Origin of the sequence: Novosphingobium mississippiense (assembly GCF_044029535.1) — a bacterium.
GTDB lineage: Bacteria > Pseudomonadota > Alphaproteobacteria > Sphingomonadales > Sphingomonadaceae > Novosphingobium.
The window spans coordinates 171,654-190,659 of sequence record NZ_CP147001.1 but is presented as its reverse complement, the minus strand read 5'-3'; the positions used below and the strand labels follow the sequence as shown (position 1 = coordinate 190,659).

General features: G+C 65.6%; 20 protein-coding genes and 1 tRNA gene. 12 read left to right on the top strand and 9 right to left on the bottom strand.

Annotated features, from left to right (window positions below; translation table 11 throughout):
• Nucleotides 1-94 precede the first annotated feature (94 nt).
• A complete protein-coding gene (locus WBP06_RS00890; RefSeq protein ID WP_395330915.1) occupies nucleotides 95-901 on the top strand; it encodes a hypothetical protein in 807 nt (268 codons plus the stop codon).
• 168 nt (nucleotides 902-1,069) lie between these two features.
• Here WBP06_RS00890 and WBP06_RS00885 read toward each other — a convergent pair whose 3' ends face one another.
• Nucleotides 1,070-1,744 (bottom strand): arylesterase, encoded by a 675-nt coding sequence (locus WBP06_RS00885; RefSeq protein WP_395333976.1) that lies wholly within the window; start codon nucleotides 1,742-1,744, stop codon nucleotides 1,070-1,072.
• Nucleotides 1,745-1,834: 90 nt separating this feature from the next.
• Here WBP06_RS00885 and WBP06_RS00880 point away from each other — a divergent pair, with 90 nt between their 5' ends.
• Together WBP06_RS00880 and WBP06_RS00875 are read left to right on the top strand one after the other, a co-directional pair.
• Nucleotides 1,835-2,572, top strand: coding sequence for an ABC transporter ATP-binding protein (locus WBP06_RS00880; protein ID WP_395330912.1), 738 nt, complete (start codon nucleotides 1,835-1,837; stop codon nucleotides 2,570-2,572).
• Nucleotides 2,565-5,099 carry an ABC transporter permease gene (locus WBP06_RS00875; protein ID WP_395330910.1) on the top strand — a complete coding sequence of 845 codons (2,535 nt, stop codon included), beginning with the start codon at nucleotides 2,565-2,567 and terminating at the stop codon, nucleotides 5,097-5,099. The genes WBP06_RS00880 and WBP06_RS00875 overlap by 8 nt, the downstream gene beginning before the upstream one ends.
• On the opposite strand, the gene WBP06_RS00870 is transcribed toward WBP06_RS00875, so the two are convergent.
• Nucleotides 5,096-5,578, bottom strand: coding sequence for an RDD family protein (locus WBP06_RS00870; protein WP_395330908.1), 483 nt, complete (start codon nucleotides 5,576-5,578; stop codon nucleotides 5,096-5,098). The genes WBP06_RS00875 and WBP06_RS00870 overlap by 4 nt on opposite strands.
• A gap of 574 nt (nucleotides 5,579-6,152) precedes the next feature.
• On the opposite strand from WBP06_RS00870, the gene typA reads away from it, so the two are divergent.
• Nucleotides 6,153-7,982, top strand: coding sequence for a translational GTPase TypA (typA, locus tag WBP06_RS00865; protein WP_395330906.1), 1,830 nt, complete (start codon nucleotides 6,153-6,155; stop codon nucleotides 7,980-7,982).
• A gap of 133 nt (nucleotides 7,983-8,115) precedes the next feature.
• Here the strand turns inward: typA and WBP06_RS00860 are convergent, their stop codons facing one another.
• Nucleotides 8,116-8,502 carry a PilZ domain-containing protein gene (locus WBP06_RS00860; protein WP_395330904.1) on the bottom strand — a complete coding sequence of 129 codons (387 nt, stop codon included), beginning with the start codon at nucleotides 8,500-8,502 and terminating at the stop codon, nucleotides 8,116-8,118.
• 335 nt (nucleotides 8,503-8,837) lie between these two features.
• Here WBP06_RS00860 and WBP06_RS00855 point away from each other — a divergent pair, with 335 nt between their 5' ends.
• From WBP06_RS00855 to WBP06_RS00845, 3 genes are read left to right on the top strand one after another with little or no spacing between them, the layout of a single operon-like run.
• Complete coding sequence (locus tag WBP06_RS00855; RefSeq protein WP_395330902.1) at nucleotides 8,838-9,521, top strand: DUF969 domain-containing protein; 684 nt, start codon at nucleotides 8,838-8,840, stop codon at nucleotides 9,519-9,521.
• A complete protein-coding gene (locus WBP06_RS00850; protein ID WP_395330900.1) occupies nucleotides 9,518-10,474 on the top strand; it encodes a DUF979 domain-containing protein in 957 nt (318 codons plus the stop codon). The genes WBP06_RS00855 and WBP06_RS00850 overlap by 4 nt, the downstream gene beginning before the upstream one ends.
• Nucleotides 10,471-11,472 carry a DUF2891 domain-containing protein gene (locus WBP06_RS00845; RefSeq protein ID WP_395330898.1) on the top strand — a complete coding sequence of 334 codons (1,002 nt, stop codon included), beginning with the start codon at nucleotides 10,471-10,473 and terminating at the stop codon, nucleotides 11,470-11,472. The genes WBP06_RS00850 and WBP06_RS00845 overlap by 4 nt, the downstream gene beginning before the upstream one ends.
• A 99-nt stretch (nucleotides 11,473-11,571) precedes the next feature.
• Here WBP06_RS00845 and WBP06_RS00840 read toward each other — a convergent pair whose 3' ends face one another.
• The 6 genes from WBP06_RS00840 to WBP06_RS00815 all read right to left on the bottom strand — a co-directional run bounded on the left by WBP06_RS00840 (nucleotide 11,572) and on the right by WBP06_RS00815 (nucleotide 16,486).
• Nucleotides 11,572-11,727 (bottom strand): hypothetical protein, encoded by a 156-nt coding sequence (locus tag WBP06_RS00840; RefSeq protein ID WP_395330896.1) that lies wholly within the window; start codon nucleotides 11,725-11,727, stop codon nucleotides 11,572-11,574.
• 259 nt (nucleotides 11,728-11,986) lie between these two features.
• Nucleotides 11,987-12,062 (bottom strand) — tRNA-Thr (locus WBP06_RS00835).
• A gap of 61 nt (nucleotides 12,063-12,123) precedes the next feature.
• Complete coding sequence (locus tag WBP06_RS00830) at nucleotides 12,124-13,863, bottom strand: DUF885 domain-containing protein (RefSeq protein WP_395330894.1); 1,740 nt, start codon at nucleotides 13,861-13,863, stop codon at nucleotides 12,124-12,126.
• A 69-nt stretch (nucleotides 13,864-13,932) separates the two neighbouring features.
• Nucleotides 13,933-14,796 carry a hypothetical protein gene (locus WBP06_RS00825; protein WP_395333974.1) on the bottom strand — a complete coding sequence of 288 codons (864 nt, stop codon included), beginning with the start codon at nucleotides 14,794-14,796 and terminating at the stop codon, nucleotides 13,933-13,935.
• Nucleotides 14,797-14,816: 20 nt separating this feature from the next.
• On the bottom strand, nucleotides 14,817-15,167 hold the full coding sequence (locus tag WBP06_RS00820; RefSeq protein WP_395330892.1) for a hypothetical protein: 351 nt from the start codon (nucleotides 15,165-15,167) through the stop codon (nucleotides 14,817-14,819).
• Nucleotides 15,164-16,486 carry a replication-associated recombination protein A gene (locus WBP06_RS00815; protein WP_395330890.1) on the bottom strand — a complete coding sequence of 441 codons (1,323 nt, stop codon included), beginning with the start codon at nucleotides 16,484-16,486 and terminating at the stop codon, nucleotides 15,164-15,166. Before WBP06_RS00815 ends, WBP06_RS00820 begins: the two co-directional genes overlap by 4 nt.
• A 92-nt stretch (nucleotides 16,487-16,578) precedes the next feature.
• Here WBP06_RS00815 and WBP06_RS00810 point away from each other — a divergent pair, with 92 nt between their 5' ends.
• The 5 genes from WBP06_RS00810 to WBP06_RS00790 all read left to right on the top strand — a co-directional run bounded on the left by WBP06_RS00810 (nucleotide 16,579) and on the right by WBP06_RS00790 (nucleotide 18,976).
• Nucleotides 16,579-17,013 (top strand): hypothetical protein, encoded by a 435-nt coding sequence (locus WBP06_RS00810; RefSeq protein ID WP_395330888.1) that lies wholly within the window; start codon nucleotides 16,579-16,581, stop codon nucleotides 17,011-17,013.
• A 10-nt stretch (nucleotides 17,014-17,023) separates the two neighbouring features.
• Complete coding sequence (locus WBP06_RS00805) at nucleotides 17,024-17,344, top strand: hypothetical protein (protein WP_395330886.1); 321 nt, start codon at nucleotides 17,024-17,026, stop codon at nucleotides 17,342-17,344.
• 78 nt (nucleotides 17,345-17,422) lie between these two features.
• Complete coding sequence (locus tag WBP06_RS00800) at nucleotides 17,423-17,659, top strand: ParD-like family protein (RefSeq protein ID WP_395330884.1); 237 nt, start codon at nucleotides 17,423-17,425, stop codon at nucleotides 17,657-17,659.
• Nucleotides 17,656-18,426, top strand: a complete 771-nt coding sequence (gene map, locus WBP06_RS00795; protein WP_395330882.1) for a type I methionyl aminopeptidase — start codon at nucleotides 17,656-17,658, stop codon at nucleotides 18,424-18,426. Before WBP06_RS00800 ends, map begins: the two co-directional genes overlap by 4 nt.
• Nucleotides 18,427-18,592: 166 nt before the next feature.
• Complete coding sequence (locus WBP06_RS00790; protein ID WP_395330880.1) at nucleotides 18,593-18,976, top strand: hypothetical protein; 384 nt, start codon at nucleotides 18,593-18,595, stop codon at nucleotides 18,974-18,976.
• Nucleotides 18,977-19,006 lie beyond the last annotated feature (30 nt).

The following is a 19,006-nucleotide window of genomic DNA, read 5'->3' as shown; positions in this document are numbered from 1 at the left end:
ATCTGTTGGTCGTAATGGAATAACCTCCGGCGAGGATCTTGACCACCCGAAGCGCGGACTTAACCTGCCTCAATCAACGGCGGGGCGACACTTCATGCGAATAATATTTCCTGCCTTGTTGGCCGTATTGGCCAGCGGCGCCTCGGCGCAAGACGCTGCGCAGAACGAAGCGCTTGCTCGTGCCGGCCAGCGGGGAGCCTTGCTCTACGCCTATGATCAAGCGGCTTGGCACGGCACAGACGACATGTTCGCCAAGCTCAAAGACCCCGCAAACAAGATCGGAGGCTACATCGTGGATGGGCCTGTAGCCGCCCCCCGGCTGATCTTTTTCGACAAGACCGGTCAAACGGCCGTGTACATTGCCACTTTCAGCGACAATCGTCTCGTAAGCGGACGCGTGCTCGGCGAAGACGAGGACCGGGCACTCTCACCGCTTGATCGCCGCATGGTTTTGGCTCTTGGCACGGCACGTGCGGCCATATCGGCAGACAGCAATGCCCGCCCATGTGTGCCCAAGCCTTTCAATACGGTAGTTCTGCCTCCGGAAAGCGCGGATGGTCCTGTTCGCGTTTACTTTCTCACGCCGCAGACCGATACGGCGATGGTACCCTTCGGCGGGCATTATGAGGTCGATGTCGATGCCGAAGGCAATGCCGGCAGCATTCACCACTTCAGCAAGAGCTGCCTAAATCTGCCCGCACGGTCAAACCTGCCGGCCCGCGCAAAGACGAAGGCTATGTTCGTTACGCACTTGCTGGATCCAGTGCCAACCGAGGTCCACGTCTTCAACTCGCTGGCACTGCGAATGCCGATAATGGTCGGCACTGTACCCTCCAAGATGATCTGGACCGTGACCGGGGACAAAATCGGAACACCCGTTCCCTTTCCGACCGAACCTTGAGCTTACTCACATTACCGTTTCCCCGAACCCGTCATCCCCGCGAAGGCGGGGATCCCGCTTTTCTTGCGTCACACGATAGGTATCAAAGGCAGCGGGGCCGCCGCCTTCGCGGGGGCGACGGGTGTGAGAGTTCGCTTATTGTATTCACCCGTCCGGTTGCCCATCCAACTACTTCGCCTCCACCTTCTTCGGCAGCGCATCCGCCACATCGTCCACCGTTGCCGTCACGATCTCCTCGATCCCGATGGCGGTCGGATGCACATGGTCCTTCTGTAGCAAGTCCGGCTTGTCGATCACCGGCTGAAGGAAGAACGGCACCAGCACCGCGCCGTATTTCTGCGCCAGTTGCGGGTAGATCGGGTTGAACTGCGCGGCATAGTCCTTGCCCAGATTGGGCGCGGCCATCATGCCCAGCAGTACCACGCGGATGCCGTCACCCTTCAGTCGCTTTAGGATTTCTTCGAGATTCTGCCGCGTCTGTTCGGGCGGTAGCGAGCGCAGCATGTCGTTGCCGCCCAGGCTGAGGATCACCAGTTCGGGCTTCACCGTCTGGCTTTTCAGCGTGAAATCCAGCCGCTCCAACCCCGCCGAAGTGGTATCCCCCGAGACGCCGGCATTGGTGATCCGCGCATTGATCCCGCGCGCGCGCAGGGCGTTTTCCAGCCGAGCGGGATAGCTCTCTCCATCCTCCAGCCCATAGCCTGCCAGCAGCGAATCCCCGAAGGCCAGGATCGGCCGCTCCGGCCCCATGACCGGGATCGCCGGCGCCGCATCGATGGCGCTGGTGCTCTGTTCAGGGGCCGGCGGCGCACCCTTGTCGCAGGCGGCCAGCAGCAGGGGCATCGTCAAGGAAGCCCCGAGAAGGACGATCGCTTTGGCGCGCAAGGGTTTCTCCGATGGAATGGCTTGTGAAACGACGGGTTGCACTCCCATATGGGGCACGTGACCGATCCTGCCCAGCCCCAGCCGGCTTCCCCCGCCACCTTCTCCGTCCACGCGCAAGACCTGCGCCTCACCCTCGGCAGCGGCGACAGCGCCGTGGAAATCCTGAAAGGGATCGACCTGTCGGTGCCCCAAGGGCAGACGCTGGCGCTGCTGGGCCCGTCCGGATCGGGCAAATCCTCGCTGATGTCGGTGCTGTCTGGGCTGGAGCGCGCCTCTTCCGGCACGTTGCATGTCGCCGGGCAGGACTTCTCGACGATGGACGAGGATGCGCTGGCCCGCGCGCGGCGCGGCCGGATCGGCGTGGTGCTTCAGGCCTTCCACCTGCTGCCGACGATGACCGCGCTGGAAAACGTCATGACTCCGCTGGAACTCGCCGGAATCGACGGCGCGCACGAACGGGCGGAAGCGGAACTGGCCGCCGTCGGCCTTGGCCATCGCCTCCACCATTACCCCGCGCAGCTTTCGGGCGGCGAGCAGCAGCGTGTGGCCATCGCCCGCGCGCTGGCCCCGCGCCCTGCGCTGGTCTTCGCGGATGAGCCGACCGGCAATCTGGACGCCGCGACCGGCCACACGATCATCGACCTGCTGTTCGCCCGCCGGGCCGAGGGCGGGGCAACGCTGCTGATCATCACCCACGACGAAAGTCTGGCCCATCGCTGCGAACGCGTGGTGACGCTGGCCGATGGCCGGATCGCCAGCGACAATCTTGCACACCCCCATGCCTGAGCGCACGATTTCATGGCGAACCGCATGGACGCTCGCCCGGCGTGACCTGTCGGCCCGTTTCAAGGGCCTGCGGCTGCTGCTGGTCTGCCTGTTCCTGGGTGTCGGCGCGCTGGCCGCGATTGGCAGCCTGACCGGATCGATCGAGCACGAACTGGTCGCGCGTGGTCGGCAAGTGCTGGGCGGCGATCTTGAATTGCGGACATGGCAGCGCACGCTCTCCGATGCGGAGATGAAGGCGCTGGCGTCCTACGGCACGGTTTCGCGCGGCTATCGCCTGCAGGCCATCGTCCGCAAGGGCGAGTTGACCGCGCCGATCGCACTGAAATCGGTGGATGCCAACTGGCCGCTCTATGGCCGCCTGACGCTGAAAGATGGCCGCAAGGTCGGCGCTCCGCCGGAAGGGACGATCTGGCTGGCCGAAGGCACCGCGGCGCGGCTTGAAGTGAAGCCGGGCGACACCGTGACGGTCGCCGAAGTGCCGCAGAAAGTGGGCGGGATCATCGATTCAGACCCCGAAACGCTGTCCGAAGGCTTCTCCTTCGGCGATACCGCGATCACCGCGCTCTCCCTGCCGGACCGCGCCGGGCTGACCGCCACCGGCGCGATGTATCGCGGCGCAGTGCGCGTGAAGTTCACCGATCCCACACGCGATCCCGATCCCGATGCCGTGGTCGATGCGATGAAGCGCCAGTTCGGCGATGCCACCTTCGACGCGCGCACCCGCAAGGCAGCCTCCCCCTCCACCCAGCGCTTCGTCAGCCGGATGGGCCAGTTCCTCTCGCTGGTCGGACTGGCCGCGCTGGCGATCGCCGGGATCGGCATCGGTGGCGGCGTATCGTCCTACCTCGAAGCGCGGCGGACCAGCATCGCCACGCTGAAGGTGCTGGGCGCGACGAGCCGCGACATCGCGCGGGTCTACCTGCTGCAAGTAGGCGCGGCGGCGCTGGCGGGGAGCCTTGCCGGGCTGCTGGTGGGCGTGGCGGTGACGCCGCTGCTGGCCCATGCGCTGGGCACGTTGCTGCCGGTGGAGGCGGGCTTCATGCTCTCCCCCTTCGCCCTGCTGACGGCCGCCGCTTACGGCCTGCTGGTGGCGCTGGTCTTTGCCGCGCCGCCGCTGGCGCGCGCGCGCAGTTTCCCGGCGATGGCGCTGATGCGCGCCCGCGTTTCACCACTGGCGGCACGGCGAAGGGCATGGGCCATCCCGGTCGGCCTCGGCCTTGCCGCAATCGTCGCACTGGCCATGCTCAACGCCGCGCAGCCGCTGGTGACGGCCGGTTTCCTGGGCGGCGCGGCGGTCATGCTCGGCCTGCTGGCGCTGCTGGGCACTGGCATCCGGCGCCTGGCCGCCCGCCTGCCGCGTCCGCGCAATCCGCTGCTGCGTGCAGGGCTGGCCAATCTCCACCGCCCCGGCGCGCAGACCGGCGCGCTGGTGACGGCGTTGGGCTTCGGCCTTTCCGCCTTCGTGCTGATCGCGGGGGTGCAGACCAGCCTGGACGCCAACATTCGCAAGACCGTGCCGGACCGGGCCCCGGATTACTTCGTGCTCGACATCCCGCAGGACGGCGCGCAGCGCTTCCACGATCTGGTCGCGCGCGAGATTCCCGGCGCCACCACGCATATCGTCCCCAATCTGCGCGGCCGCATCCTGGCCTTCGGACCGAAGGACCACATGACGCGCGTGGGCGATCTGAAGGACATTTCCGACGATGCCTGGGCCTTGAAGGGCGAACGCGGGCTGACCTATTCGGCCTACATCCCCGAAGGCAGCACCGTCACCTCGGGCCAATGGTGGCCGCCGATCTGGCGTGGCGAGCCCCTGGTCTCGCTGGATGAAAAGCTGGCGCAGGCCGTGGGGATCAAGGTGGGCGACTACATGACCGTCAGCCTGCTGGGCGTGGAGCGCACCGCGAAAGTGGCGGCGCTGCGCCGGATCGACTGGGACACGATGGGGCTGAACTTCGTGCTGGTGTTCTCCCCCAACACGCTGGCCGATGCCCCGCACAAGCTGGCCGCGACCATTCAGGCGCCCCCGGGCCATGCCGGAACGAAGCTGCTGCCGCGCCTTGCCCACATGTTCCCGTCCAGTTCGGTGATCGAGACCGGAACCGTCCTGTCCGAAGCGCGGGACCTGCTCGATCAGATGAGCGTGGCGATCCTGGCCGCCGCGTCGGTCGCGGTATTGGCAGGGCTGGCCGTGCTGCTGGGCGCCATCGCCGCGGCACGGGCCAGCCGGACTTACGACAATGTGATCCTGCGCGTGCTGGGCGCCAGCCGAGGCCAGTTGCTGACGATCCAACTGGTCGAATACGGCGTGTTGTCGCTGGTTCTGGCGGCCGTCGCCCTCACCCTTGGCAGCGCGATGGCCTGGGCGGTGATCGTCAAGCTGTTCGAATTCGACTGGCTGCCCGACTGGCCGCGCGTGTTCGCCGTGCTGGCCGCCGGCCTCGTGCTGGTGCTGGCCTTCGCCCTCGCCGGGTCGCTGCCGCTGCTGCGGGCGAAACCGGCAAGGGCGCTGCGGGAGCTTTAGGCGAAAACACCCTCGTCAACGTGCTGCGCTTCACGCGGGTCGCGCGTCTTGTAGACAAGCGTGCTGGCGATGATGTCGTGCAGCCCCTGCTTGCGTTCGGTAAAGCCGACCATGATGTAGCCGATGCAGAGGATGATGCCGGACAGGATCTTCGCGAAATACCGACCGGTAGCGCGCAGGAAGCTGATCCGGTTGCCGTTCACGTCGGTTACCACCAGACCGACCGCCAATTTGCCGACCGTTCCCTGCCAAGGCGAGCTTTCCAGAACCGCAAAATAGAGCCAATTGAGAACCAGAGAGACCAGGCTGTTCAACATCACATAGCCGACCACAGCACCCGGATTCTGCTGAAAGGCCATGAATGAGCTACCCATGCCCAGCCCGAATATCATCATTACAAAGATCGTAGCGATGTACAGGATCACGAAATCAATCAGGTAGGCGAGCACGCGCCACCAGAAGCCACCGTAAGGTACCACCTTTTCCCCCTTCAGAAATTCATGAGGGGCACCATACCGCCCGATGCCGTGGCCGCAACCATATGTATTCGCGTTGAAACAGCGGATGCCAGGCGCAAAATGGGGCGCGCATCGCTGCGCGCCCCTTGCCAGTCTGCAATCCTCAAGCGCCTCCTCCCCGCCGCGTAAGGACTGCTTTCACGTTCCGGACTTGCGCCGGTAGCGTGCCGCCACGTCCTGAAACGCGGCTGGTTCCTCCTGATGTTCGCAAGCCTGCAGAATACCCGCCGCGAAGAATCCGACCGCATCGGACAATTCGTTCAGCGGGAAACCCCAGTCTTCCTCTCAACCGGCGCCCGGAACTTTTTCGCTGTTCCGATCCGCCCTTAACTCTGCCTCGAAGCTTAGCCGATTGCGCAGCGGTTACAATGACTCGAAAGGCTGATCGCGCGACATTCCCGCTTCTGTGACGGGAATGTCACAAATGCCTTCGTCGTCGTCGTGCTTGCCGCAAAGCATGGTTTCGGCTAAGGGCGCCCCAATTTTGCGGTGCAGCATGTGCCGCTGGCCAACTCCTCGAACCGATAGGCAAAGCATGTCCGCCCCGCTTCCCTTGCGCAATATCGCAATTATTGCGCACGTCGACCATGGCAAGACCACCCTCGTCGACCAACTTTTCCGCCAGTCCGGCACCTTCCGCGAAAACCAGCGCATCGAAGAACGCGCCATGGATTCGAACGACCTCGAAAAGGAACGCGGGATCACCATCCTTGCGAAGCCGACTTCGATCGAGTGGAACGGCCACCGCATCAACATCGTCGACACTCCGGGCCACGCCGACTTCGGCGCCGAAGTGGAGCGCATCCTCTCGATGGTCGACGGCGTTGTCCTGCTGGTCGACAGCTCGGAAGGCGCGATGCCGCAGACCAAGTTCGTCACCGGCAAGGCGCTGGGCCTCGGCCTGAAGCCGATCGTCGTCGTCAACAAGATCGACCGTCCCGACGGCCGCCACGCCGAAGTGCTGGATGAAGTGTTCGATCTCTTCGTCAGCCTCGACGCCAATGACGAGCAGCTGGACTTCCCGGTGCTCTACGCTTCGGGCCGCAACGGCTACGCCAGCTACGATCCGGACCTGCGCGAAGGCACGCTGACCCCGCTGTTCGAAAAGATCGTCGAGCACGTTCCCGCGCCCGACCTCGACGTTGATGCGCCGTTCTCGTTCCTCGCCACCCTGCTCGACCGTGACAACTTCATGGGCCGCGTGCTGACCGGCCGCGTCCAGTCGGGCACGCTGAAGGTCAACGACCCGATCCGCGCCATCGACGCCGATGGCAAGGTCATCGAAGTCGGCCGCGCCTCCAAGGTGCTGTCGTTCCGTGGCCTGGACCGCGTTCCCGTGGACGAAGCCCGCGCCGGTGACATCATTGCGCTGGCCGGCCTGGAAAAGGCCACTGTGTCGAACACCATCGCTTCGCCCGAAGTGACCGTGCCGATCAAGGCCCAGCCGATCGATCCGCCGACCCTGGCCATGCGCTTTGCCGTCAACGACTCGCCGCTGGCGGGCCGTGAAGGCGACAAGGTGACCAGCCGCATGATCCGCGACCGTCTGATGCGCGAAGCGGAAACCAACGTGGCCATCCGCGTCACCGAATCGGCCGACCGCGACAGCTTCGAAGTGGCCGGCCGCGGCGAACTGCAGCTGGGCGTCGTGATCGAAACGATGCGCCGCGAAGGCTTCGAGCTGGGCATCAGCCGTCCCCGCGTGCTGTTCGGCACTGACGAGAACGGTGGCCGCACCGAGCCGTACGAAACCGTCGTGATCGACGTGGACGACGAATTCTCGGGCACCGTCGTCGAGAAGATGCAGCGCCGCAAGGCAGAGCTTACCGACATGCGTCCTTCGGGCGCCGGCAAGACCCGCATCACCTTCTCGGCCCCGTCGCGCGGCCTGATCGGCTACCACGGCGAGTTCCTTTCGGACACCCGTGGCACCGGTATCATGAACCGCCTGTTCGAGAAGTACGACAGCCACAAGGGCCCGATCGAAGGCCGCCTGAACGGCGTGCTGATCTCGAACGGCACCGGCGAAGCCGTCGGCTACGCGCTGAACAGCCTTGAAGATCGCGGCATCCTGTTCGTGAAGCCGCAGGAAAAGATCTACGAGGGCATGATCATCGGCGAGAACGCCAAGCCCGACGATCTCGAAGTGAACCCGATGAAGTCGAAGCAGCTGACGAACTTCCGTTCGACCGGCAAGGACGACGCCATCCGCCTCACCCCGCCCAAGGTGATGACGCTGGAACAGGCGATCGCCTACATCGACGACGACGAAATGGTCGAAGTGACGCCGCAGTCGATCCGTCTGCGCAAGGCGATCCTCGATCCGAACGAGCGCAAGAAGGCGAGCCGCAAGAAGGACGCCTGATCCGAGAAAACCCCGCCGCAGCGATGCGGCGGGGTTTTTCGTTGGCCTTGCCCAAGGCGTGGAGAAAACGGGCAGCTACCCGTTTGTCAGCGGTACCAGCCCACGCCTCCGACAGATATCGAAGGCGTGCCGATCAAAGGCGCGTGCCACCCTTCACCCAGCCCTGCGCCACTTCGCGCAGCATGTCGCGATCGCGCGGAAGGTGCGAGCTGTCGTCAAGATCGCGCGTGGCGATCAGCACGGCGGGTTCGATCATGTCGAAGAACGAGATTCCGCAATATTGGCCGCGGATCCACACGACTTCACCGAACGCCTCGAACCGCCCCCATTCCAGCACCACTTCGCCGCCCAGCTTGAGTTCGGTATCGGTGGAGACCTTGGCGCCGGTCAGCGACAGGTCGGCCAGGATCGCCTGACCGGTCTGGGTCCGCGTGATGACGCGCGCGGGAAGGCGGACGCGCAGGCGGCTGCGGCCGCGTCTGCCGGCATTTGCGCTGTCCGAACCGGAAGGACTGTTCATTTCTATTCCTTGCGACCATGCTGCCTACCGTGCTTGCGCGGGGCGCGATGCACTCGCTTTGGCGACGCGGACTTCTGCCCTGCGGTTCGCCCGAAAACGGTCGGCAATTCATTATAAAGGATGAGACGGCAGGTCGGTTGCCGCTACTTGCGAAAAAATGTGGGGCCAGAGGCGCTTCCATGCGGGCGGGTTCCCTTGGAGCCGGTTTGGAAATCCGCTGAACGCGCAATTCGCGGGTGGGAGTAAGCCGGGTACCGCCACGAAATGCCCCGCTGGGCATTTTCCGAACAGTCGCTTAGACCTTGCGCTTTCGGGCGCAATGCAAGGCGGTGAAAATGATCGAATATTGGCCGCTCGCCGGCATCCTGGTGGTGATCGCGGGCTTTGCCCTGCGGTTCAACCCGCTGCTGGTGGTGGCCGCCGCCGCGCTGGTGACCGGGCTGCTGGGCCACATGGGCGTGGTTCAGGTGATCTCCCTGCTGGGCAAGGGGTTCAACGACAACCGCTTCGTCACCGTCGTCTACATCGTCTTGCCGGTAATCGGCTTGCTGGAACGTTTCGGCCTGCAACAGCGGGCCCGCACGATGATCGAGAACATGCGCGGTGCCACCGTCGGCCGCCTGCTGATCGCCTATCTGGCCTTCCGCCAGATCATGGCCGCACTGGGCCTCACCTCGGTCGCCGGACATGCGCAGACCGTGCGCCCGCTGGTCGCGCCGATGGCTGAGGCGGCCGCGCGCAAGCAGGACCCGAACGGCACCGAGGATGACATTGAAGCGGTCAAGGCGATGGCCGCCGCCACCGACAACGTCGGCGTGTTCTTCGGAGAGGACGTGTTCATCGCCATCGGCTCGATCCTGCTGATCCAGGGCGTGTTGAAGGCCGACGGGATCGACATCGCCCCGATCCATCTCTCGCTCTGGGCGATCCCGACCGCGATCTGCGCCTTCGCGATCCACGCCTTCCGCCTCTGGCGGTTCGACCGCCGCCTGCGCGCTGCGGAGGGCCCGGCGGCATGATCGGCATCGGCACCGTCTACCTGCTGGCCGGCGTGGCCTTCGCCGCCTTCGCCGTGGCGACCGCGCGCGACCGGGCCAACCCCAGGCGCTGGGGCAGCGCGCTGTTCTGGGGGCTGATCGCGGTCAGCTTTGTCGCCGGCGACCGGCTGGGTGACTTCGGCAACGGATTGCTGGTCCTGGCCCTCGTCGCGATTGCCGGCACCCGCCTGCTGGGCCATGGCCAGCCGCGCACTACCGATACGGCGGAACGGGAAGCCTTCGCCCAAAAGCTGGGTTCGCGGCTGTTCCTGCCGGCGCTGGTCATTCCGGTGACGGCGTTCTGCGGCACCCTGCTGTTCAACTATGCCGGGCTGGAGCGGCTTGGGCTGGTCGACCCGCGGTGGATCACGCTGGTGCTGCTGGCGCTGGGGGTAATCATCGCCCTTGTCGCGATCATGCTCTGGCTGCGGCCGCCGCTTTCCGCGCCCGTGGAGGAAGGCCGCCGGCTGATGGATGCGATCGGCTGGGTGGTGCTGCTGCCGCAGATGCTGGCCGCGCTGGGCGTGGTGTTCGGCGCCGCCGGCGTCGGCACGGCGGTTGGCGCCATCGCAGAGGGCGTGCTGCCGGAAGGCAACGTGTTCATGGCCGTGGTTGTCTTCGCGCTGGGCATGGTGCTGTTCACCGTGGTCATGGGCAATGCCTTCGCCGCATTCCCGGTCATGGCCGGCGCGGTGGGCGTGCCGATCCTGATCCACCTGCACGGCGGCAATCCCGCCGTGGTGGGTGCCGTCGGCATGCTCTGCGGTTTCTGCGGCACGCTGTTGACGCCGATGGCCGCCAATTTCAACATGCTCCCCGCCGCCCTGCTCGAACTGAAGGACAAGCATGCGGTGATCCGCCGTCAGGTCGGCACGGCCCTGCCGCTGCTCGCCTGCAACATCCTGATCCTCTACATCGCGGGATTCCTGCTGTGACCCCTTCTGCCGAAACCCCGACTGCCGAGATTGGCGCCCAGTTCATCCGCATCGCGCTTGGCCATGTCGGCCGGGAGTATCCGCACAAGCTGGATCACGTGATGTCGTCCGATGCCGATGTGCTGCCGCCGCGCGTGCTGCACCCGGCGTTCCACGGCAGCTTCGACTGGCATTCCTGCGTCCACGGCTGGTGGACGGTGCTAACGCTCACCCGCCTGCACCCCGCCCTGCCCGAAGCCGCCGAGGCTATCGCCCGCGCGGACGAGACCTTTACCGAGGAAAAGCTGGCCGGCGAACTGGCCTATCTGGATCGTCCGCTGTCCGGCGGGTTCGAACGGCCCTATGGCTGGGGCTGGCTGCTCTATCTGCACCTCGAAGCCAGCCGCCATGTCGACAAGCCCTGGGCCGCGCGGCTGGAGCCGCTGGCCCGCGCCTTCGCCGCACGGCTGGGGCATTACCTGTCGATCCTGACCTATCCGATCCGCACCGGCACCCATTTCAACAGCGCCTTCGCCCTCGCACTGTCGCTGGAATGGGCGGAGGCATTCGATCACGAACTGGCCGACCAGATTCGCGCCAAGGCGGTGAACTGGTTCTCCGGCGATGCCGACTGTCAGGCGTGGGAGCCGGGTGGGGACGAGTTCCTCTCTTCCGCGCTCAGCGAGGCATTGCTGATGCGCCGCACGCTGGACGCCGCCAACTTCACGGACTGGTTCAGCCGGTTCCTGCCGCATCTGGCCCAGCGCCGCCCGGCATCGCTATTCACCCCCGCCCATGTCAGCGACCGCAGCGACGGCAAGATCGCGCATCTGGACGGGCTGAACCTCAGCCGCGCCTGGGCCTGGCGCGAAATCGCCTCGGCCACGCCGGAGCTGTCACAGATCGCGGGAGAGGCCGCCGAAGCCCACCTCGCCGCCGCCATGGAACATGTGGAGGGGGACTACATGGGCGAACACTGGCTGGCCAGCTTTGCGCTGCTGGCCATGTTGGCGCAGTAAGCGAAAAACACCGCGCCCGTTAGCACACTGCTAACGGGCGCGGTCGGATACTGCACTGAATTGTAGCGTAAAATCGCCCGCGGTGGGGAGATCGACCGATCAGCCCAGCCAGGCGGTGACGTCGGAGCAGCCGATCACGGCGGCAATGGTGACGCCCCAGAAGAACACGCTACCCATGACGATCGACATGTCGAGCTTGCCGGCTTCCTTGCCCTTTTCGGCGACGGAAGCGACGCTTTCGCTATATGGAATCATCTGGCATCCCTCGTTCAACTTTTTTTGTCGCCGCAAAGGGATATGCCCAGCGGACCTGCCCCGCAAGTCCTAGTAACTAATTATTAATCTATCCAATTTGGATGCGATCGAATGTGTGTTTCGCACGCCCGGCCGACCGCCGATGGAACGCGGCATCCGCAGGGGCTGGGATCTGGGGCCTGGGGATAGGATCACACGATAGGGATGAACCGCGCGCGGCCCCGCTTTGGAGCGATGAAGGCGGCGATGGGCGCGGGAATGGTGCCGGCTACAGGATTCGAACCCGTGGCCCCCTGATTACAAATCAGGTGCTCTACCAACTGAGCTAAGCCGGCACTCGCCGTGGCAAGTCCGGCGCCCTTACCGCGTGGCAGGGGCGCCGGTCCAGTACTTTAATCAGAACACCGCGTGCGGGGCGTCTTCCTGCATCATCGCCTGGCGCACCAGCGGGATCGGCGGGCCGCCGTAGCTGAGGAATTCGTCGTGGAACGCCTTCCATCCCGCACGGCCACCGCGTGTGGCGGTCCAGTCCTCACGCAGCTTGCGGATCATCAGCTTACCCAGCGTGTAGTTGAGGTAGGCCGGATCGTAGGTGCCGCGCGCGGCCTGCTGTTCGGCGGTGCCTTCGTCCTGGTAGCATTCGGTCATGAACATCTGCTTCGACTGCTGCTGCGTCATGCCGCGCGCGTGCAGGCCGATCGCCGAGAGGTAGCGGCAGTTGCGCAGCAGCGCGTTGGAAAGCTGGCCTACGTGGACGCCGGCGTCACCGTTGCCCAGGCCCGCGTCCCACATCATTTCCTCGGCATAGTGGGCCCAGCCCTCGGCAAAGGCATAGCCGACGAACAGGCGGCCCACCCATGAGGGCGAACGGTTCGAGTGGAGGAACTGCAGGAAGTGCCCCGGCATCACCTCATGCACGGAGGTGAACAGCAGGTCGTTCTTCCCGGGAATGTAGTCCTGCTGCATCTGCTGCGACCACGCCGGGTCGGGCGGCGAGATGTAGTAGACCGAGGCGATGCCCTTATCGAGCGGGCCGGCCGGATCGATATAGGCGGAGTTCTGGCGGTTGTAGGGCGGGCTTTCCTCCACCTTCGCCTGTTCGGTGCCCGGGATCGTCACGATGTCATGCTGGCGCACGAAGGCGGTGAGATCGGGGATTTCCTTGCGCGCCTCGATCACCGGGCCGCCATCGGGCTTGTCGGCGCGCATCTTGTCGAAGCAGCCGGCGATGTCCTTGCCCGGCGCGTATTCGGCGCAGGCGGCCTTCAGCAGATCCTGATTGCGCTTCAGGTCGGCACGGCCCACGGCTTCCAGTTCGTCGAGCGGTGCGTCCACCGCCTCCGTCGCGGCCAACATGCGCGCAAAGCGGTCCGCACCCATTGCGAAGTCCTGCGTCGGCGTCGCCTTGGCCAGCCAGTCGGCCAGCCCCTGCATCGAGGTGGCGGCAGCTTCGGAGCTGGCCTTGAACTCAGCCTGCAGCTTGGCGTCCTTTACATCCGCGAAGGCGGCGCGGGCGTCGCCCCGGTAGTATTCGGCAAAGCCCTTGAAGCCGGCGACACCCAGCTTGATGAAGCTGGCGGGCATCGCGGTCTTCAGGTTGCCGCGAATTTGCGTGGCGGCGTTCGGCACTGCCTTGAAGAACGCGATCATCGCCTTCATCCGCGTCGGCTTGTCGGCATAGTCGCGGCTGACGTAGACGTTCGGATCGAGGCCGTTCTCGATGTAGAATCCGGGATTGTTGTGCGGCTTGTCGGCATCGACCAGCCAGAACAGCTGGCCCTTGGCGACCTGTACCAGATAGTCCCGCTCAAACCGGTCGGCGGCGGAAAGATCGGTGAACTTGCCCGAATCCGCGATCACGCCGCGCAGGAAATCGGCGCGGGCCTTCAGCCCGGCGGCGCTCCAATCGGGCAGGCGGCCGTCGAACTGGTGCGCGCCCTGATAGATCGCGAAGGACGGGTCCAGCGCCATCCATGCGTCCAGCGTCTTGCCGACATAGGCCTTCCACGGCGTGGCCGGGGTGCCCATCGCGGCGGTGACGGGGGTGGGGTTTGCAGTGCTCTTAGCGGGAGCGGCGGCTCCCACGCCTGTGGCGAGAGCGAGGCAGGCCATGCCTGCCAGCAGCGTGTGCTTCATGTTTCGAGCGATCCCTGTCCTTGTAAGGCTTCGCCCGGCCGGGCGCGCCGTGATGGGCAAGGTTGTGCGTCAGAGCGCGCCGAAGGTCCAGCCCTCGGTACGGGCCAATTCGGCAGTCATTTCGGCAGGTTTCCACAAGTCCGCGCGCGGCGCGGCGGTGCGCAGCCAGGCGGCGGTGAGCAGGGCATCGGCGCTGTGATCATCGATGGCCCCTTCCCCGGCGACCGGCGGCGATCCCAGCACCGCCAGCGCGGCGTTCAGCGCGGCGTAGTCCGTCATCTTCGCCCGCCCGGCGGAACGGCCGGCGGCAACGGCGGCGAGCGTGGTGTAGATTTCCGTCACCACCGATCCGCTTTCGGGCAGCGGGTCGATCGGCCAGACCGACACCGCCCCGCCCAACCGGTGCAGCAGGCGCATGCCGGTAAGGCTGGACTTGCCCACTTGCGCCGCGCCGACGAGGTTGAAGTTGGAATAGGGCTTGCACCCGGCCCGCGCCTGCGCCTCCTCCGTCACGCGCATTCGGCCCCGGCGGTGAAGCGCTTGGGGCAAGTGGAACTGTGCCCCCTCGCGTCCGCCGTGGCGGCGGAAATAGGCGCTGAGTTCGGGGTGATCGACGAAGCTGGCGGCGGAGAGGTGCTCGTCTTCAGCGCAGACCTTGTCGATCAGCGCCCAGAGCGCGCGGGCATCGGCGGGGCTTTCCGCCCAGCCGGGAAAGAACGCCCCGGCATCGGCGAAGGGCAGCGAGATACCGAGATCCAGCCCGACCAGTGTATCGGGCGGCAATCCATCGCGCAGCAGGTGGAGCACCTCCCCGCGCGACCAGTGCGCGTGGCCTTTGGGGCGAAGCAGTTCGGGCGCGCCTTCACGGCCGCAGAGCGCGACGGCGATCCCCTTCTGGCGTGGGCCGAGGGCCCCCGACCAGTCGATCGCCATGAAGTGCCGGAAGCGTGGGTTCACTTCTTCGGTCGGGCCGGTTTGCGCGCCGCCGCCTGATCGCGGGCCAGCGCGATCATCGCGACGACACGCTCCGGATCGGCGGGGGCAAAGCGCACCAGAACGGCAGGCCAGCCCTGATAGTGCGGCGTCTGCCAATACGTCTCCGGCTCGGTGGCCGTGAGCATGTCCACCGTGTCGAGGTCGATTTGCAGAACGAACGACGTGTCCGGCTCATGCCCGGCGGCCAGGAACGGGCGCCCGTTGGCCGAGACTTTCACCGCCGGCTTGCGGTAGCTGGTGGAAAGCTCCACGCCCTCCAGCGTCAGCGCATGAGCGACGACCGCATCCCAGTCGGCAAACTTGCTCACTCGCTTCTCCGTTCGGCACGCTTGCGGTCCCACCATTCGATGCGCTTGCGGATATCGCGCTCGAACCCGCGCTCGACCGGTTCGTAGAAGGTCTGCGGCGGCATGCCTTCGGGCCAATAGTTGTCGCCCGAAAAGCCATCCGGCGCATCGTGGTCGTAGGCGTAGTCCTTGCCATAGCCGATGTCCTTCATCAGCTTGGTCGGCGCGTTCAGGATATTGGCGGGCGGCGGCAGCGAGCCGGTTTCCTTCGCGCTCTGCCACGCGGCCTTCTGCGCGATGTACGCGGCATTCGATTTAGGCGCGGTGGCCAGATAGAGGCAGGCCTGCACGATCGCGCCCTCCCCTTCCGGGCTGCCGAGGAATTCGTACGTCTGCTTGGCGGCGATGCACTGCAAAAGGGCCTGTGGATCGGCCAGCCCGATATCCTCGCTGGCCATCCGCGTCAGGCGGCGGAGCAGATAGAGCGGCTCCTCCCCCGCCGTCAGCATACGCGCAAGGTAGTAGAGCGCGGCTTGGGGGTCCGACCCGCGCACCGATTTGTGGAGGGCGGAGATCAGGTTGTAGTGCCCGTCACGGTCCTTGTCGTAGACCGCCACGCGGCGCTGGAGGAACCCGCCCAACCCTGCCGGGTCGAGCGGCTCGGGGATCTTCGCGGCGTAGAGCGTCTCGGCCTGATTGAGCAGGAAACGCCCGTCGCCATCGGCGGAGGCGACCAGCGCGGCGCGGGCATCGGCGTTCAGCGGCAGCGGGCCTTCCAGCGCCTCCGCCTTGTCCAGCAGCGTCTCCAGCGCATCCGGGCCAAGGCGGTGCAGGATCAGCACTTGCGCGCGGCTGAGTAGCGCGGCGTTGAGCGCGAAGCTGGGATTCTCCGTCGTCGCGCCCACCAGCGTTACCGTGCCGCGTTCCACGAAGGGCAGGAAACCGTCCTGCTGCGCGCGGTTGAAGCGGTGGATCTCGTCCACGAACAGCAGCGTGCGCTGCCCGGCGCGCGCGGCCAGATCGGCCTCGGCAAAGGCCTTCTTCAGATCGGCGACGCCGGAGAACACGGCGGAGATCGCCGCGAAGCGCATGCCCACCGCATCGGCCAGCAGCCGCGCCGTGCTGGTCTTGCCCGTGCCCGGCGGGCCCCAGAGGATCATCGAGGACAGACGCCCCGCCGCCACCATGCGCCCGATCGCGCCTTCGGGGCCGGTCAGGTGCTCCTGCCCCACCACATCAGCCAGGGTGCGCGGGCGCAACCGGTCGGCCAGCGGGGCATCCTCTCCCGGCACATCGGGGGCATTGGAGGGCGGAAGATCGTCGGCAAAAAGGTCGGCCATGGGGGCTATCTAGCAACTAAGGCGCGCAATTGCATCGGTTCCGCGGCGGGAGTAGCCTTCAATCCGCAAGAAACCGGAGTGGGAGCAAGGGCATGATCGGAACCACGCTGGGCCGGGTGCCCCGGCATCTCTGGCTGGTGGGCATCGTCGCGCTGCTGTGGAACGCCTTCGGCTGCCTGGACTTTTCGATGACGGTTACCCGCAATCCCGATTGGCTGGCGCCGCTTTCCCCGCAGGCGATCGACTGGCTGGACGAGACGCCGGGCTGGGCGGTGATGGCCTGGGGCATGGGCGTGGGCGGTGGATTGCTGGGCGCGCTGCTGCTGCTGCTGCGTTCGCGCTGGGCGATCGCCGCTTTTACCCTGTCGCTGCTGGGGCTGGCGGGCAGCCAAGTGTACCAATTCATGGTCCCGATGCCCGGCGCGGCGAGCGGTGGCAACTTCGTCCTCACCGCTGCGATCTGGATCGTCGCGCTGTTCCTGCTCGGCTACGCGATCCGGATGCGGGGACGCCGGGTGCTGCGCTGAGGAGGGCCTTATGGATTGGAACCTGGTCATCCACGCGTTGGACGAACTCCGCGACGGCCCCCGCCCACTCCTTGAATTCGCGGAGACGGTGTCGCGCCAGGATCCTGCCGCCTGCGTCCAGACCATGCACTACCTTGCCGATCGCGAGATGATCGCGCTGGCATCGCTCCAGTATCCCTTCGCCTCGATACCGCGCGAGGAATGGCAGGCGCGTCTGTGCGCTGCCTTCGCCGGCGGCATTGCCGATCGCGTTGCCGTGGCCGCGACCGCCATCGACCTGACCGACCGGGGCAATCAGGTAATGCAGCTCTTCGGGATCGGGCATCCGTAGGCGGACAAACTGCCCGCTTGCGCAATGCCTACACCAGCCATATGATCCATATATGATTCGTATATTCAGCAAAGCCTGATGGGCATCGTCAATATCGAGGACGAGCTGCACGAGCAGCTGCGCAAGGCCAGCAAGGCGTCCTATCGATCGATCAATGCGCAAGCCGCGTTCTGGATCAGGGTGGGCATGCTTTGCGAGCTGAATCCCGGGCTGACCTTTCAGGAGATCGTGATCCGCGAATTGCGCGAGGCCGGAGTGGATCCGGGCGGGATCGAACCCGCCGAACCGCACGCTTTGGGCACCGCGGCGAAATGATCAAGAGTCCCGAAGAAGTGGAACTGATGGCCGAATCCGGCCGTCTCCTCGCCTCCGTGTTCACCCATCTCGATGGCCTGTCGCTGGCCGGCCGGTCGACGATGGAGATCAACGATCTGGTGGAAGACCTGATCATCCGCCAGTTGCACGCGCGCCCGGCCAGCAAGGGGCAGTACGGCTATGGCTTCGTGCTGAACTGTTCGCCCAATCAGGTCGTGTGTCACGGCGTGCCCTCTGCCGATGCGATCCTGCGCGATGGCGACATCGTCAATTTCGACATCACGCTGGAGAAGAACGGGTTCATCGCCGATTCCAGCAAGACCTACATGATCGGCGACGTGGCGCCCGCCGCGCGGCGGCTGGTGCAGACGACGTACGAGGCGATGTGGAAGGGCATCCGCACCGTGCGCCCCGGCGCGCGTCTGGGCGACGTGGGCCATGCCATCGAAAGCCATGCCAAGCGCGCCGGCTATTCGATCGTGCGCGACTATTGCGGCCACGGCATCGGCCGCGAGATGCACGAGGCACCCGAAGTGCTGCATTTCGGCAAACCGGGCACCGGGCTGACACTGAAGGAAGGCATGGTCTTCACCATCGAACCGATGGTGAACCAGGGACGGCGCACGGTGGAGACCGAGGATGACGGCTGGACCGTCGTCACCGTGGACGGCAAGCTTTCCGCCCAGTTCGAACATACCGTGGCGGTCACCGGAAACGGCGTTCGGGTGCTGACCCTGCGGCCGGACGAGGTGCGGCACCGCGCGTGATTGCGTTCCGAACGCGCATTTATGTTCATACAAACTTGTACAAACCTGAACCAAATCTGCCAATCCCGCTCCGATCCGGTTCAGCCACGCTCCGCTAGAACGGCATCAACAAGGCGGAAATGCTCCGGATGACCGGGTGCTTCCGCCGCCGAAAGGAGCAAGTACCATGACCATCCTGCGCAAGATCGGCCTTACCGGCGCGCTCGCTGCGACGGCCCTCGCCGCCGCGACGCCGGCCATGGCTCAGGACTATCGGGGCTATCACCGTGGCGGGGACAACACCGCAGCCGTCGCCATCGGCGCCGGCGTGGTGGGTCTGGCCCTTGGCGCGATCATCGCTTCGAACAACGACCACCGTTACCGCGATGACTATCCGGCCTATTACAACAGCGGCTGGGAATATCGCGACGGCTGGTACTGGGACCGTGACGGCGGCCGCCACAGCCGCGACGAATATGCCCGCTATCACCGGGATAATCGCGGCGACTACCGCGTAGATTACCGCCGCGGTTACGACCGCAGCCGGGATGATTTCCGCCGCGGTTACTGACACCATCGAACCACCGAGTGGCGGGGCAAA

What these genes read in the sequence shown, in the direction of transcription:
- WBP06_RS00890 (WP_395330915.1), top strand. Translation starts at nt 95, where the DNA reads ATGCGAATAATATTTCCTGCCTTGTTGGCCGTATTGGCCAGCGGCGCC.
- WBP06_RS00885 (WP_395333976.1), bottom strand. Translation starts at nt 1,744, where the DNA reads ATGCCCCTGCTGCTGGCCGCCTGCGACAAGGGTGCGCCGCCGGCCCCT.
- WBP06_RS00880 (WP_395330912.1), top strand. Translation starts at nt 1,835, where the DNA reads ATGGGGCACGTGACCGATCCTGCCCAGCCCCAGCCGGCTTCCCCCGCC.
- WBP06_RS00875 (WP_395330910.1), top strand. Translation starts at nt 2,565, where the DNA reads ATGCCTGAGCGCACGATTTCATGGCGAACCGCATGGACGCTCGCCCGG.
- typA (WP_395330906.1), top strand. Translation starts at nt 6,153, where the DNA reads ATGTCCGCCCCGCTTCCCTTGCGCAATATCGCAATTATTGCGCACGTC.
- WBP06_RS00860 (WP_395330904.1), bottom strand. Translation starts at nt 8,502, where the DNA reads ATGAACAGTCCTTCCGGTTCGGACAGCGCAAATGCCGGCAGACGCGGC.
- WBP06_RS00855 (WP_395330902.1), top strand. Translation starts at nt 8,838, where the DNA reads ATGATCGAATATTGGCCGCTCGCCGGCATCCTGGTGGTGATCGCGGGC.
- WBP06_RS00850 (WP_395330900.1), top strand. Translation starts at nt 9,518, where the DNA reads ATGATCGGCATCGGCACCGTCTACCTGCTGGCCGGCGTGGCCTTCGCC.
- WBP06_RS00840 (WP_395330896.1), bottom strand. Translation starts at nt 11,727, where the DNA reads ATGATTCCATATAGCGAAAGCGTCGCTTCCGTCGCCGAAAAGGGCAAG.
- WBP06_RS00830 (WP_395330894.1), bottom strand. Translation starts at nt 13,863, where the DNA reads ATGAAGCACACGCTGCTGGCAGGCATGGCCTGCCTCGCTCTCGCCACA.
- WBP06_RS00825 (WP_395333974.1), bottom strand. Translation starts at nt 14,796, where the DNA reads ATGGCGATCGACTGGTCGGGGGCCCTCGGCCCACGCCAGAAGGGGATC.
- WBP06_RS00815 (WP_395330890.1), bottom strand. Translation starts at nt 16,486, where the DNA reads ATGGCCGACCTTTTTGCCGACGATCTTCCGCCCTCCAATGCCCCCGAT.
- WBP06_RS00810 (WP_395330888.1), top strand. Translation starts at nt 16,579, where the DNA reads ATGATCGGAACCACGCTGGGCCGGGTGCCCCGGCATCTCTGGCTGGTG.
- WBP06_RS00805 (WP_395330886.1), top strand. Translation starts at nt 17,024, where the DNA reads ATGGATTGGAACCTGGTCATCCACGCGTTGGACGAACTCCGCGACGGC.
- WBP06_RS00800 (WP_395330884.1), top strand. Translation starts at nt 17,423, where the DNA reads ATGGGCATCGTCAATATCGAGGACGAGCTGCACGAGCAGCTGCGCAAG.
- map (WP_395330882.1), top strand. Translation starts at nt 17,656, where the DNA reads ATGATCAAGAGTCCCGAAGAAGTGGAACTGATGGCCGAATCCGGCCGT.
- WBP06_RS00790 (WP_395330880.1), top strand. Translation starts at nt 18,593, where the DNA reads ATGACCATCCTGCGCAAGATCGGCCTTACCGGCGCGCTCGCTGCGACG.